Origin of the sequence: Escherichia sp. WS568, assembly GCF_046486085.1 — a bacterium.
GTDB classification, from domain to species: Bacteria; Pseudomonadota; Gammaproteobacteria; order Enterobacterales; family Enterobacteriaceae; genus Escherichia; species Escherichia coli.
Genome location: NZ_JBJQMC010000004.1, coordinates 228,172 through 242,398, shown reverse-complemented (window position 1 = coordinate 242,398; position 14,227 = coordinate 228,172). Strand labels below are relative to the sequence as shown.

Here is a 14,227-nt window from a genome sequence, read left to right as displayed (position 1 = left end):
CCGGGCGAGGCATTCTATTAACGGCTCTGCTTTCTCAACAAATAGATAAAATATGGCGCGCCGATAAAGGTCGACAGCAGCCCCGCCGGGATCTGGAATGGAAACAATACCATCCGCCCACACCAGTCAGCGAACACCAGCAGTAAACCACCCACCAGCGCCGAAATTACGATGTGTGGCATCGTCCGTCGAAAGCCCATCATCCGCGCAATATGCGGTGCCATTAAACCAACAAAACTCAACGGTCCAATGGTCATTGTCGCAGTCGCTGTCAGGCAAGCCGCTAACAGCAGCAGCGCAATTCGCGTCGGCGTCAGCGCCATTCCTACGGCTCGTGCGGTATCACCGCCCAGCGGTAAAATGGTCAGCCAGCGGCGGCACAGCGGGGTAATCGCCAGCAAAATTACCATCACAATTCCCGTGCGCCAGACCTGCGCCTCGGTCGCGTTGTAGGTCGAACCGGAAATCCAGGTCAGAACTTGCGCCATTCGCGGGTCACCACTTGCCTGCAACATCATCAAAAGCATGGTGAACGCGGTACTTAACGCCATCCCCGCCAGTAACATGCGGTGTGGGGAAAATCCACCGCGTCCGGCGGCGATCATAATGATCAACAGCGTCACCGCCGCCCCGAGGCTGCCCGCGGGTAACAGCCAGCCAAAGGCATTACCCGGCACCAAAAACAGCATCAACACCACACCAAACGCCGCGCCGGAACTAATCCCCAGCACTTCCGGGCTTGCCATCGGGTTTCCGGTCAGCCGCTGAATAATACAGCCCGCCACTGCCAGCATGATGCCCGCAAACAGTGCCGCCATAATTCGCGGCCAGCGCCAGGGCATTAAATCATCGAGCAGCGCCCCGCTCGCCCACGTCCAGCCGTGCGCATCACGACCAAACGACAGCGCCACCACCACAGCCATCAACAGCAGCACGCCGCCCGCGAGGGCAAACGCCAGCACGTGTTGGCGTTCAGTCTCGACACGATCGTTGACCTTCATATCCGGCGCGCTAATGCTGCGTAAACGCGGCAGCAACCACAGTAGCAGCGGCGCACCGATCAACGCAGTGACCGAACCGGTGGACACTTCCATCCACACGCGAGTCAGCCAGAGGATGATTTGATCGGAAAGCCAGAGGATCAGCGCACCAATCAGCGACGCCAGCATCAACCTTGGTAGCAGACGCCGCGCCCCCAGCATTTTCGCCAGCAGTGGCGCGAACAAACCGATAAAGCCGATAATCCCCACCGCGTTCACCAGCAGCGCACTGATGACAATCGCCAGCGACAACGCCGCCAGACGCGCCAGCGACAAGGCCAGCCCGAGATTGCGCGCCACTCCATCATCAAGCCCCATCAGAGTTAACGGGCGAAGTAGCAATAACGTCAGCATCACGCCGCCCAGCAGCTGCGGCCATAAACGCTCAACGCCGCCCCAGTCGGTTTGCGTCAGCGTTCCGGTGCTCCACAGGAACATGCTTTGCAGTTGGTCATGATGGAAGATAACCAGTAACTGATTGATTGCGCCGCAATAAAGGCTCACTACCAGCCCCGCGAGGATCAGCGTTACCGGCGAAAGCCGTTTCCCCCACGCGACGCCAAAGACGATTAAGCCAACCACACAAGCCCCTGCCAATGCAGCAAACTGGCTCGCCATAGCACCTGGGATCGCCCAGAGCGTGGTGACGGTAATCCCCAGTTGCGCGCCTGTTGCAACGCCCAACGTCGTCGGTTCCGCCAGCGGGTTACGCAGCACTTGCTGAAACAGCACGCCCACCAGCCCCAGGCCCGCGCCCACCAGCAGCGAAATCGCCAGACGCGGCAACAAGCTGTAGTGAAAAATCATCTGCTCGATGACGTCAATATCCGGCGACCAGGCGGCCTGCGCCCACTGGCTGCGCGGCAGCGCCTGCGAGAAGTTCATCCAGGTCAACGCCGCAGCAGCAACCACCAGCAGCACCAGCAATAACACCGGAAAAAGCGCAATTCGTTTACTCACGCTTTACCTCCGATGGCGTTATCCAGAATACGCACAAAGTGCATTGCAGAAAGCGTCGCACCATAGAACCAGACCGCCGGAACGCGCTGAAAGCGTCCGGCGCGGACAAACGGCATGGCCTGCCACAGCGGGGTTGCCATTAGGGTGTCCATGTCTTTGCTGTTGTCGTGATCAAAACAGAGCACATCAACGTCTTTATACGCTGCCAGACGATCGATACTGACAGCGGTACTGCCCCAGAAGTTGGTTTCCCCTTGCCAGGCATTTGGGATGCCGTACTCATCAAGAATTTCCTGGAACAGGCTGTTTGGACCGAAGACCAACATATGGCGCGGATCGATAAGTGTCGTCAGCAATAACGGGCGTGCACCACGCTTCACAAAGCGGGGTTTCATGCTGCGGATAAAGTCTTCATAGTGCGCTAAATGCGTTTCTGCTGCGCTTTGCAGGTTAAGTAAATCTGCCATTTCCGTCAGTGATTTACGCGCCATCGCCAGCGGCTGTTTGCCATCGCTGAAGTTAAATCCGCGCCCCGGCGCAATGCGTGCCAGCATTTCTGGTGAAGGGCCATATCCTGCCGACCAGACCATAAACGATGGTTTCATTTCGGTCAGCAGTTCAAGGTTAGGTTCTGTGCGCAAACCGACGTCGATCACTGAGTCCGGCAATGGTGGTTCGCTGACCCACAGGCGATAGTTGATGGTATCCGCCACGCCGTAAGGCACGATGCCGAGCGCCAGCAGTAATTCCACCGGCAACCACTCCAGCGCCACAATACGATTGGGATCAATAGCCGCCGCGTGGGCGGTATTCATCTGCCATAACAACGGAGAAAGCGCCATCGCCGTTAACAGTCGACGGCGCGAAATAAGAGGTAAGCCGCTCATCAATAAACAAAACTCACAGGTGCAGCACCCGCCGGATGCGGCAAAATACCCATCGGGATGCCATAAATCATTTCAAGGGTTTCGCCGCGCATAATTTCCGCAGGCGTTCCCTGAGCAATCATTTCACCACCGCGCAGGGCGACCAGATAATCACAGTAGCGTGCCGCCATATTGATATCGTGCAACACGGCAATGACCGTCAGGCCACGCTCCTGACTTAAACGGTGCACCAGCGCCAGCACATCAACCTGGTGGGCGATATCCAGCGCCGAGGTCGGTTCGTCGAGCAACAGACAACGGCTATCCTGTGCCACCAGCATAGCGATCCACGCCCGCTGACGTTCGCCGCCAGAGAGACTATCGACCAGCCGATGCGCCAGCGGTTTTAAACCAACCAGCGAAATCGCCTCTTCGACCTTTTCGCGATCTGCCGCACCAAAGCGCCCCAGTGCGCCATGCCACGGGTAACGACCAATCGCCACCAGTTCACGCACGGTCATCCCTTCTGCCGGAGGAAGCTGCTGCGGCAAATAAGCCACTTTGCGGGCAAACGCTTTGCTGCTCCAGCTTTCCAGCGGCTGGGCATCAAGGAGAATCTCCCCTTCCGACGGTGGCTGGTGACGACCAAGCATTTTGAGCAGAGTGGATTTACCAGAACCGTTGTGACCAATCAGACCGGTCACTTTCCCGGCAGGAAAGGTTAACGACAGCGGATGCAAAAGCGTGCGCCCGGGCACACGAAAGGAGATATTACGCAGTGCAAAAGTGGTATCGGAATGATTCGTGTATTCCTGCATAACAGCCAACTTGTGAAACGGGCACGGAAATCCGTGCCCCAAAAGAGAAATTAGAAACGGAAGGTTGCGGTTGCAACGACCTGACGTTCTGCGCCCCAGAAGCAGCCATAGGTGTTAAAGCAGCTGGCGACGTATTCACGATCGAACAGGTTGTTGACATGCAGCGCCACGTTGGAGCCAGCCATGCCGACTCGCGCCAGATCATAACGCACTAACGCATCCACGACCGTATAACTTCCCACTTTAAAGGAGTTAGCCGGATCACCATAGCTGGAGCCAGTATAACGACCACCGGTGCCCAGCGTCAGACCTGAAAGCGGACCGTCAAAGAAGGTATAGTCAGCCCACAGCGAAGCCATGTGTTTTGGCACCTGTGCAGGCGTATTGCCTTTATAGGTAGTGTCGGTGGTGTATTCCGCATCGGTGTAAGTATAAGAACCTACTACGTTAACACTCGCCGACAGCGCCGCTTTTGCTTCCAGTTCTACACCACGAGCGCGAATCTCACCGCCTTCAATCGAGAAATTGGGATTATTCGGATCCGCCATCAGGTTGTTGGTTTTGGTAAGCTGATACAGTGCGCCCGTCAGCACAATTGGGCGATCTTCCGGCACATATTTCACACCAACTTCATACTGTTTGCCTTTCGAAGGTGCAAACAGATCACCGTTTGCATCTGTCAAAGATGCTGGCTCAAACGACTCACTGTAGCTGAAGTAAGGCGTTACCCCGTTGTCGAACAGGTAGTTTACGCCACCACGCCAGGTGAACTGTTTGTCATCACGATCGGATTTATTACCGTAATCACGGTTGAAAGATGACTGTTCCGCCCAGTCATAGCGACCACCCAGAGTCACCAGCACCTTATCCCACTGCGCCTGATCCTGAACATACAGACCGGTTTGTTTCTGTTTAAGCAAAACGCGGTATGGGCCAGACGGATCCGGGTGAGCACCAAAATCAAAGTCACTACGGTCTAAATTATAGATATCAGACGGTGCAACGGAACCGGCGTAACCGAACCAGGAGTCAATATCATTACGCATACGCATAAAGTCAACGCCGGTCAGCAGAGTGTGTTCAACCGAGCCGGTTGCGAATTTACTTTGCAACTGAGTATCAACAGAGAAGTTTTCTAATTTCTCATTATCGATAACGTACTGACGAGTCAGTGTATGATTCCATTCTGACTGCGGGATACTTAAACATGGACTCGCCTTGAGTGCATCGTCGTCTTTGGTATACAGCGGATCCGAGCACATGCCGTAGCCATATACGCTCTTTTGCGAGACTTTATTTTGCGCAAAGCGCAGGTTCTGACGCACAGTAAAGGTGTCGTTAAATTCGTGATCGAAGCTGTAGCCCACCATCTTCTCATTACGAGAATAGGTGTTGTTCTTCGCCCCTTCATTAAAGTCTGTCGGCAGACGCTTACCGTTCGGCAGCGGCTCAACGGTTCCCTCTTTCGGCAACCAGCCGTAATAACCGGTTTCCGGTTCGTTCTGGAAGTAAGAAAGGAAAGTGAAATTGGTTTTATCATCCGGGCGCCAGGTGAACGCTGGAGCAATAGCATAACGCTGCTCTTCTGCCCCCTTCTGCTGAGCATTGGCTGAACGCGCAATACCAGTCAGACGATAAGAGTAAACGCCGTCATCATCCAGCGCATCACTGAAGTCAAAACCAGTCTGGAACAGGCTGTCAGTACCGGCTTTAAACTGAATTTCTTTCAGCGGTTCTGTAGTCGGGCGCTTGCTGACCATGTTCAACAGGCCGCCAGGGCTGCTTTTCCCGTACAGCACGGATACCGGACCACGCATGATTTCAGCGCGCTCCAGCATATACGGATCGATAACTGCATCGTTATAGAAGTTGCCCTGCATCTTCAGGCCATTCAGATAGTTGTTCTGGCTTTGGCCGTCAGCGGCAAATCCGCGGATGATCAGGTAATCGTAAGTGTTGGATGCGCCACGAGTTCCCACGGCAACGCCAGGAGTGTAGCTAAGAGCTTCTTTTACCGACTTCGGCTGATGCAGCGCCATCTCTTCGGCGGTCACAACAGAAATAGACTGTGGCACTTTTTGAATCGGCGTATCGGTTTTAGTGCCGGTAGCGGACTGTCGCGCCGCAATAGTTGCAGCTGGCCCCCATGCGCTTTCTTGCGGCGCAGGTGCAGCGGTAACGGTGATAGTGTCTTCTTTCGGTTCAACCGCTGCCTGTGCATAAACAGACATGCCGCTAACCGCTGTGGCTACTACAACTGCGATTTTACGCAGTGAGTGTTTTGGCTGAGCAGTTTTGGAACGCGCCATTGGTATATCTCTGATGTAAAGTGAATGATAACGTAAACGAGAATGATTATTATAAAGATAAGATAATATTCGAAACGCTGGCGGGTTCGCAAGCGGTACGCAATCTGAGCGTTCCTGAAGGGTTAATAAACAACCAGATGAAAAGAAAGGGTTAATACTTTAGGTGGGATGTTATTTTACCGGATGGCTACTCGCCATCCGGTATGTCACGCTTAGACGTTAATTACTACCAAACATATCCTTGATCCAACCGGCTACACCGTCGCTGTCTTTCTGCTCTTGCTGAGCAGGTTGCTGTTGCGGCTGTTGCTGCGGCTGAGAAGACTGATCAAACGGATTGCCTGACGGCTGCTGCTGCATCTCACTCTGCTGGCACAGCGATTGCGGATCGCTGGTCCAGACCGGCAAGACACGCATACCACCGCTGCAAACAAAGTTGCCGTCGTAGTCCACGCCCATATCTGCAATATCTTCCGGCGGAACAAGATTCAGCGGTGTTGGCGTCTGGTTAGCCAGATAACGCTGATAAATCGACATTGCCCCGCTGGCTCCATACAGTTTGGTCGGTTGGTTGTTATCACGGCCTACCCAGGTGATGGTCACCGTGCTGCCGTCAATGCCCGCAAACCAGGTATCTACCTTATTGTTGGTAGTTCCTGTTTTCCCTGCCAGATGCAGGTTCGGGTATTTCGCCCCAAGCTGACGCCCCGTACCACGTTGTACCACCTGCTGCATGGTCCATAGTGTCAGATACGCCGCCTGCGCCGGAACCGCGCGTTCCGCCTGCGGGAAGCTCTGATACAGCACTTTGCCATCTTCCGCAATTACCGAACGCAGCGCAGAAAGCGGTGCACGGTTACCGCCGCTGGCGATAGTCTGGAATGCCTGCGCCACTTCGATTGGCGTTAAGTTCAACGCCCCCAGCAGCATCGCCGGAACCGGATGCAGCTGATCTTTCGGCACGCCCAGTTTAATCCAGGTCTCCGTAACCGCAGGCAGCCCCAGCGCCATCCCCAGATTCACCGTCGGCACGTTCATCGAACGGGTCAACGCATCCACCAGCATCACTCTGCCACTTTCGCTATAACGACGGTCATCGTTCTGCGGTGACCAGACCTGGCCATTCGGCTGACGCAGCGCGATGGGCGCATCGGCAATCCACGTGTTCAGGCGATAGATTTTCGGCTGGCTTAAGGCAGTCAGATAAGTCGCTGGTTTTGCGAGGGAACCAATCGAACGACGCGCCTGCATCGCACGGTTGTAGCCCGCAAACTGCGGCTCAGAACCACCGACCATCGCACGAACTTCACCGCTAAAGCGGTCAACAACCACAATCGCGGTTTCAAGATCGCTCAACTTACGCTGTTTTTTCAGTGCCGGAATGCCTTCCACGGCGGCTTTTTCTGCCGCGTCCTGGGCCACCGAGTCAAAGGTAGTGAAGATCTTCACGCCGGAGAGATCTTTTACCTTATCGCCTAATTTAGCCTGAAGCTCCTGGCGCACCAGTTGCATAAAGGCTGGCTGAGGAGAGATCACCCCACCGCGCGGCTGAACACCCAGCGGACGTGCACTCAACATGTCATAGAGTTCTTGATCAATAATCTGTTGCTGTTGCAGCAGACGCAGTACCAGGTTACGTCGCTCCAGCGCCAGTTTCGGGTTACGCCACGGGTTGTAGATGGACGCCCCTTTCACCATACCCACCAACAGCGCCTGCTGATCGAGGCTCAATTCTTCTACCGGGCGACCAAAGTAATACAAGCTCGCCAGCGGGAAGCCGCGGATTTCGTTGTCGCCGCTCTGACCGAGATACACCTCGTTCATATACAGCTCAAGAATACGGTCTTTGCTGTAACGCGCGTCCATGATCAGCGCCATGTAGGCTTCGTTCGCTTTACGCCAGTAAGAACGCTCGCTGGAGAGGAACAGGTTTTTAACCAACTGTTGCGTCAGCGTACTCGCCCCCTGCACCGTGCGTCCGGCAGTCAGGTTTGCCAGCACCGCACGTCCGATTGAGTAGAGACTGATCCCATCATGCTCGTAGAAATGACGGTCTTCTGTCGCCAGCAAAGTATCCACCAGCAAATCCGGGAAACCACTGCGCGGCACAAACAGACGCTGCTCACCGTTTGGTGAAGAGATCATAGTGATCAGGCGCGGATCAAGACGGAAGAAACCGAACTGACGGTTGTTCTCCATATTGACGATCGTCGCCAGATGATCGCCATCAAAGGTCAGACGTGCACGCACCTGCCCTTCTTTACTGTCCGGGAAATCAAACGGACGGCGGATCATCTCAATGCTGTTGGCCTGCACGGTAAATTCGCCAGGACGGGTCATTTTCGACACCTGACGATACTGGGTCGCCTCCAGCAGATTCACCATCTCGTTCTTGCTGATGGTCATGTCTGGCTCAAGGTTGACCATCCGGCCATAAACTGCCGCGGGCAGTTGCCAGACCTTGCCATCAATACGGCTGCGAATTTTTTGATCGAGATAAACGCCGTAAATGGCGATCAGCACGGCAAAAACGATAGCCAGTTTTAGCAGCAGCCATAGCCAGCCGCGTTTGCCACGAGGCTTACGCCCTTTGCCTTTGCCCTTACCTTTGCGCGGCATCGGTTCTTCATCCTCATAGTCATCATAATCGTCGTAATCATCGTCATCTTCGTAACGACGACGGCTTACCTTTTGTTTGACCGGACGCGTCGGTTTCCCTTTGCGTCCAATTGGCTCGCGGTCATTCCCGGCCATGCTTTTTCTCCGCAATATTCAGGCGCAAAAGCCCGATTTTCTGTTCTTCTGTTGCAAGACAGAAGAAGATATCTCTCAAATTTACTTTGATCTTCACGAATACTTTTTCGTTCGTCGCGTTGGTGCGGTGTTTGCCGGGTCGTCCGGCCAGACATGTTTGGGATAACGCCCTTTCATCTCTTTTTGCACCTCACGGTACGCTCCTTTCCAGAAGGCGCTCAAATCACGCGTGATTTGCAGCGGCCTTTGGGCAGGGGAAAGTAACTCCAGCACCAGCGGCACGCGCCCCTGGGCGATCGTCGGATTGGTGGCCGCGCCAAACATCTCCTGCATTCTCACCGCCAGCGCGGGCGGGTTATCTTCATGATAACGAATGGCGATCCGGCTTCCCGTCGGCACAGTGTAATGCGCAGGCAATTCACTATCCAGACGTTGCTGCATTACCCAATCAAGTAATCCACGCAGTGCCTGATAAATATCGAGTGATTTCAAGCCGCGTAGCGAATGTACGCCTGTCATATGCGGCAGTAGCCACGTTTCCAGCGTCGCCAACAAACTCTCATCATCAACCGCTGGCCAGTCATATTCCGGCAACCACTTTGCGGCGCATAACAAACGCAAGCGTAGCTGTTCCGCTTCCGCCGTCCAGTTGAGCACGCTTAAACCTTTATCACGAATGCCGTTAAGCATCGCCTGATGCAACTCGTCTTCCGAGGGTTTCGCCAGTGGCTGCACTTTCACCATCAACTGACCGATTTGCAGCCGACGCCAGGCTTTCAGCGTACCTTGCGCGTCATCCCACTCCACGGTGTCCGATTGCTGTACCAGCTGCGGGCAGCGTTGTACTAACTCATCAATATCGACCGGTAGCGCCAGTAAAATCCGCGCATCCGGCGAGGCGCTGCCCTGCAATAATAACGGTGCGATCAACCATTCGTGGCGGCTTAGCGCATCGTCGGCATCGAGCATCGCCCCCATGCCGTTCGCCAGTTGATAGCGTTCATCTTGCCCACGGCGACGAGCAATGCGATCGGCATACGCTCTGGCAAGTAGCGGCGCGATAAGCGAACTGTCTGCCTCACCGCCGCGTACGTTTAAGCGTTTTAACAGTTGCTGACTACGTTGCTGCCAGGCGGGTTGATTGCGCGAAAACGCCACGCCCAGGTCACTATTGCCCATCCGTGGCGGCTCTTCGAGAATGGCGGCAATTTTTGCCGCGGTAGCAGCTTCGTCGTCGCTCTTCGCGCTCACCAGCATTGCCGCTAAACGCGGATCGTTCCCCAGCGCTGCCATTTTTTGCCCTTGCGCACTAAGCCGTTCACCGTCCAGCGCCCCCAGCATCCGTAACAGGCGTTTCGCGGCCAGTAGATTCACCGTTGGCGGTTGATCCAGCCAGCTCATCTGCGCCGGATCGCTGCATCCCCATTGCAGTAATTCCATCAGCAAACAGGAAAGATCGCTTTGTAATATTTCCGGTTCACTTTGCGCCGCGGCGCGTTCTGCTTGTTCTTTGGCGATTAAATGCAGGCAGATACCCGGATCCAGACGCCCGGCACGCCCGGCACGCTGCGTCATCGACGCCTGACTAACGCGTTGAGTAACCAGCCGCGTAAGCCCTGTACGCGGATCAAAACGCGCCACACGTTCCTGAGCACAATCCACCACCAGACGAATACCTTCGATGGTTAAACTGGTTTCAGCAATATTGGTCGCCAGCACCACTTTGCGCATCCCTTGCGGTGCCGGGAGGATCGCTTTTCGCTGATCGTTCAGCGACAACGCGCCATACAGCGGGCAGAGCAACACATCACTGCCGATGCGCGAAGCCAGTTGTTCCTGCACACGCTGAATTTCTCCGACGCCAGGTAAAAATAACAGTAATGATCCGCTTTCCTGACGCAGCATTTCGGCGGTGGCTACCGCAACGGCTTCGTCAAAACGCTGATGCGCGGGCAGTGGTAAATAACGGCGTTCAACCGGAAACGAGCGCCCTTCTGAGATGATGACGGGCGCTTCTGGCAGCATTTGCTGCAAGCGGTCGTTGTCCAGCGTAGCCGACATAATCAGCAGTTTAAGGTCATCACGCAGACCTTGTTGCACATCGAGTAACAGCGCCAACGCCAAATCCGCCTGCAAACTGCGCTCATGAAACTCATCGAGGATCACCAATCCAACACCGCTCAGTTCCGGGTCACGCTGGATCATGCGCGTCAGCACGCCTTCGGTAACCACTTCCAGGCGGGTATTCGGCCCGACGCAGTTTTGCGCACGCATCCGGTAGCCAACGGTATCGCCTGGCTTTTCGTTAAGCAGCTCCGCCAGCCGTTGCGCAACGTTACGCGCCGCCAGACGACGCGGCTCCAGCAGGATAACTTTCCCGTTAATGCCTGGATGCGCCAGCAGTTGCAGCGGCAGCCAGGTTGATTTCCCGGCCCCGGTCGGCGCACTTAATAACACCTGCGATGCACCATCGAGGGCAGCAAGTAACTCAGGTAAGACGGCAGCAACGGGCAACGACGACACAAAACGCTCCAGAGGGTTAACATTCTTCGCGCCACATTGTAGCATCGCGGTAATTCATAACCGAGTGCCTCACATGTCTGAACCGCAACGGCTGTTCTTTGCTATCGACTTACCTGCAGAAATCCGCGAACAGATTATCCACTGGCGCGCCACACAGTTTCCACCTGAGGCGGGACGTCCGGTCGCCGCCGATAATTTGCATCTGACTCTGGCATTTTTAGGCGAAGTGAGCGCAGAGAAAGAGAAGGCGCTTTCTCTTTTAGCCGGACGGATTCGTCAACCTGGTTTCACACTCACGCTTGATGACGCCGGTCAATGGCTGCGTTCGCGTGTGGTGTGGTTAGGGATGCGACAGCCGCCACGCGGCTTAATCCAGCTGGCGAATATGCTTCGTTCACAAGCTGCACGCAGCGGTTGTTTTCAAAGCAATCGACCGTTTCATCCACATATCACCTTATTGCGCGACGCCAGCGAGGCGGTGACAATCCCGCCGCCAGGCTTTAACTGGTCGTATACGGTGACGGAGTTCACCCTTTACGCCTCCTCGTTTGCCCGTGGACGCACACGCTACACGCCGCTAAAACGCTGGGCGCTAACGCAATAACAAGGATTGTTGCAATGGAATTTTCTCCCCCTCTACAGCGCGCGACGCTAATTCAGCGTTACAAACGTTTTTTAGCCGATGTGATCACACCCGATGGTCGCGAATTAACGCTACACTGCCCGAATACGGGTGCGATGACCGGTTGTGCAACGCCTGGCGATACCGTCTGGTATTCAACTTCAGACAACACCAAACGGAAATACCCACACACCTGGGAATTAACTCAAAGCCAGAGCGGCGCATTTATTTGCGTCAATACACTTTGGGCTAACAGGCTGACGAAAGAGGCTATCCTTAATGAATCAATTTCAGAACTGTCAGGCTATAGCTCGCTGAAAAGCGAAGTAAAATACGGCGCAGAACGCAGCCGTATTGACTTTATGTTGCAGGCGGATTCGCGTCCAGACTGCTATATTGAAGTGAAATCGGTTACGTTAGCGGAGAACGAACAGGGATATTTTCCCGATGCGGTCACTGAACGAGGTCAGAAACACCTTCGGGAGTTGATGAGCGTAGCGGCTGAAGGCCAGCGTGCGGTTATCTTTTTCGCCGTGCTGCATTCAGCCATTACACGGTTTTCACCCGCGCGCCACATCGATGAGAAATACGCGCAACTATTGTCAGAAGCTCAACAGAGGGGGGTAGAAATTCTGGCTTACAAAGCGGAACTTTCTGCCGAAGGCATGGCTCTTAAAAAATCACTACCGGTTACATTGTAGTAGAGTAAGTAACTGGTTAATTTACATTCTGGTCGCGTGCGCAAATACGCTTTTCCTCACACAGTTGTCAAGTGTTACGTTTAGATAATTGCTATCCGGAAAAGCATCTGCTATTTATAGCGGCCTCATTTTTCCCCCGAACATGGGGATCGATAGTGCGTGTTAAGGAGAAGCAACATGCAAGAAGGGCAAAACCGTAAAACATCGTCCCTGAGTATTCTCGCCATCGCTGGGGTGGAGCCATATCAGGAGAAGCCGGGCGAAGAGTATATGAATGAAGCCCAGCTGGCGCACTTCCGTCGTATTCTGGAAGCATGGCGTAATCAACTCAGGGATGAAGTCGATCGCACCGTTACACATATGCAGGATGAAGCAGCCAACTTCCCGGACCCGGTAGACCGTGCAGCCCAGGAAGAAGAGTTCAGCCTCGAACTGCGTAACCGCGATCGCGAGCGTAAGCTGATCAAAAAGATCGAGAAGACGCTGAAAAAAGTGGAAGACGAAGATTTCGGCTACTGCGAATCCTGCGGTGTTGAAATTGGTATTCGCCGTCTGGAAGCGCGCCCGACAGCCGATCTGTGCATCGACTGCAAAACGCTGGCTGAAATTCGCGAAAAACAGATGGCTGGCTAATTACAGCCGTTCCATCACGTTTACCACAGGCGGGAAATGCTCCCGCCTTATTTTTTGTTCAAAGAGATGACAGACACACACTATATTGGCCGCTTCGCCCCCTCTCCTTCCGGCGAGCTTCATTTTGGTTCTCTGATTGCCGCGCTTGGCAGCTATTTGCAGGCTCGCGCCCGGCAAGGTCGCTGGCTGGTACGCATAGAAGATATCGACCCGCCTCGTGAAGTTCCCGGTGCCGCAGAGACTATCCTGCGCCAGCTGGAACATTACGGCCTGCACTGGGACGGCGACGTTCTCTGGCAATCGCAACGTCACCACGCCTATCGCGAAGCACTCGCCTGGTTATATGAGCAAGGACTAAGTTATTACTGCACCTGCACGCGTGCGCGTATTCAAAGCATTGGCGGTATTTACGACGGTCATTGCCGGGATTTGCATCATGGACCAGACAACGCGGCTGTGCGAATTCGGCAGTTGCATCCGGTCACGCAGTTTACTGATCAACTACGCGGAATTATTCACGCCGACGAAAAACTGGCGCAAGAAGATTTTATTATTCATCGTCGTGATGGTTTGTTTGCCTATAACCTGGCGGTGGTGGTCGATGATCACTTCCAGGGCGTCACAGAAATTGTTCGTGGGGCAGATTTGATTGAACCGACAGTGCGACAAATCTCGCTGTACCAGCTTTTTGGCTGGAAAGTGCCAGATTACATTCATTTACCGCTGGCGCTTAACACACAAGGCGCTAAACTTTCCAAGCAGAATCATGCGCCTGCGTTGCCGAAAGGCGATCCGCGCCCGGTGTTAATCGCGGCACTTCATTTTCTGGGTCAGCAGGTAGAAACACACTGGCAGGATTTCAGCGTCGAGCAAATCCTTCAGTCAGCCGTCAAAAACTGGACGCTGACTGCCGTGCCTGAGTCGGCAATTGTAAATTCAACATTCTCAAATGCGTCATGCTGAGCTATGATTAGCCGCTATTTTTTTGTCCTGAATGATGT

The 14,227-nt window shown here is 54.4% G+C and carries 10 protein-coding genes; 4 read left to right on the top strand and 6 right to left on the bottom strand.

Going from position 1 to position 14,227, the window contains the following annotated elements; all coding sequences use genetic code 11:
- Positions 1 to 17: 17 nt before the first annotated feature.
- The 6 genes from fhuB to hrpB all read right to left on the bottom strand — a co-directional run bounded on the left by fhuB (position 18) and on the right by hrpB (position 11,270).
- On the bottom strand, positions 18 to 2,000 hold the full coding sequence (gene fhuB / locus ACJHWR_RS06770) for a Fe(3+)-hydroxamate ABC transporter permease FhuB (RefSeq protein ID WP_000044122.1): 1,983 nt from the start codon (positions 1,998 to 2,000) through the stop codon (positions 18 to 20).
- Entirely contained in the window at positions 1,997 to 2,887 is an 891-nt protein-coding gene (fhuD, locus tag ACJHWR_RS06765; RefSeq protein ID WP_001361647.1) for a Fe(3+)-hydroxamate ABC transporter substrate-binding protein FhuD, read from the bottom strand. Before fhuD ends, fhuB begins: the two co-directional genes overlap by 4 nt.
- On the bottom strand, positions 2,887 to 3,684 hold the full coding sequence (gene fhuC / locus ACJHWR_RS06760; protein WP_001158929.1) for a Fe3+-hydroxamate ABC transporter ATP-binding protein FhuC: 798 nt from the start codon (positions 3,682 to 3,684) through the stop codon (positions 2,887 to 2,889). Before fhuC ends, fhuD begins: the two co-directional genes overlap by 1 nt.
- Positions 3,685 to 3,734: 50 nt before the next feature.
- Positions 3,735 to 5,993: a ferrichrome porin FhuA gene (fhuA, locus tag ACJHWR_RS06755; protein ID WP_000124395.1), complete on the bottom strand. Its 2,259-nt coding sequence runs from the start codon at positions 5,991 to 5,993 to the stop codon at positions 3,735 to 3,737.
- Between the two features lie 219 nt (positions 5,994 to 6,212).
- Positions 6,213 to 8,747: a bifunctional glycosyl transferase/transpeptidase gene (gene mrcB / locus ACJHWR_RS06750; RefSeq protein ID WP_410226681.1), complete on the bottom strand. Its 2,535-nt coding sequence runs from the start codon at positions 8,745 to 8,747 to the stop codon at positions 6,213 to 6,215.
- A 93-nt stretch (positions 8,748 to 8,840) separates the two neighbouring features.
- On the bottom strand, positions 8,841 to 11,270 hold the full coding sequence (gene hrpB, locus ACJHWR_RS06745) for an ATP-dependent helicase HrpB (RefSeq protein WP_024175790.1): 2,430 nt from the start codon (positions 11,268 to 11,270) through the stop codon (positions 8,841 to 8,843).
- 73 nt (positions 11,271 to 11,343) lie between these two features.
- Between hrpB and thpR the strand changes: the two genes are divergently transcribed.
- The 4 genes from thpR to gluQRS all read left to right on the top strand — a co-directional run bounded on the left by thpR (position 11,344) and on the right by gluQRS (position 14,189).
- A complete protein-coding gene (gene thpR, locus ACJHWR_RS06740; RefSeq protein ID WP_001294704.1) occupies positions 11,344 to 11,874 on the top strand; it encodes an RNA 2',3'-cyclic phosphodiesterase in 531 nt (176 codons plus the stop codon).
- Positions 11,875 to 11,888: 14 nt separating this feature from the next.
- Positions 11,889 to 12,593, top strand: coding sequence for a DNA/RNA nuclease SfsA (sfsA, locus tag ACJHWR_RS06735; protein WP_000396038.1), 705 nt, complete (start codon positions 11,889 to 11,891; stop codon positions 12,591 to 12,593).
- Between the two features lie 177 nt (positions 12,594 to 12,770).
- A complete protein-coding gene (gene dksA, locus ACJHWR_RS06730; RefSeq protein ID WP_001155227.1) occupies positions 12,771 to 13,226 on the top strand; it encodes an RNA polymerase-binding protein DksA in 456 nt (151 codons plus the stop codon).
- 66 nt (positions 13,227 to 13,292) lie between these two features.
- Entirely contained in the window at positions 13,293 to 14,189 is an 897-nt protein-coding gene (gluQRS, locus tag ACJHWR_RS06725; protein WP_032189010.1) for a tRNA glutamyl-Q(34) synthetase GluQRS, read from the top strand.
- The last annotated feature ends 38 nt before the right edge of the window (positions 14,190 to 14,227 follow it).

What these genes read in the sequence shown, in the direction of transcription:
- fhuD (WP_001361647.1), bottom strand. Translation starts at nt 2,887, where the DNA reads ATGAGCGGCTTACCTCTTATTTCGCGCCGTCGACTGTTAACGGCGATG.
- fhuC (WP_001158929.1), bottom strand. Translation starts at nt 3,684, where the DNA reads ATGCAGGAATACACGAATCATTCCGATACCACTTTTGCACTGCGTAAT.
- thpR (WP_001294704.1), top strand. Translation starts at nt 11,344, where the DNA reads ATGTCTGAACCGCAACGGCTGTTCTTTGCTATCGACTTACCTGCAGAA.
- fhuA (WP_000124395.1), bottom strand. Translation starts at nt 5,993, where the DNA reads ATGGCGCGTTCCAAAACTGCTCAGCCAAAACACTCACTGCGTAAAATC.
- dksA (WP_001155227.1), top strand. Translation starts at nt 12,771, where the DNA reads ATGCAAGAAGGGCAAAACCGTAAAACATCGTCCCTGAGTATTCTCGCC.
- mrcB (WP_410226681.1), bottom strand. Translation starts at nt 8,747, where the DNA reads ATGGCCGGGAATGACCGCGAGCCAATTGGACGCAAAGGGAAACCGACG.
- gluQRS (WP_032189010.1), top strand. Translation starts at nt 13,293, where the DNA reads ATGACAGACACACACTATATTGGCCGCTTCGCCCCCTCTCCTTCCGGC.
- sfsA (WP_000396038.1), top strand. Translation starts at nt 11,889, where the DNA reads ATGGAATTTTCTCCCCCTCTACAGCGCGCGACGCTAATTCAGCGTTAC.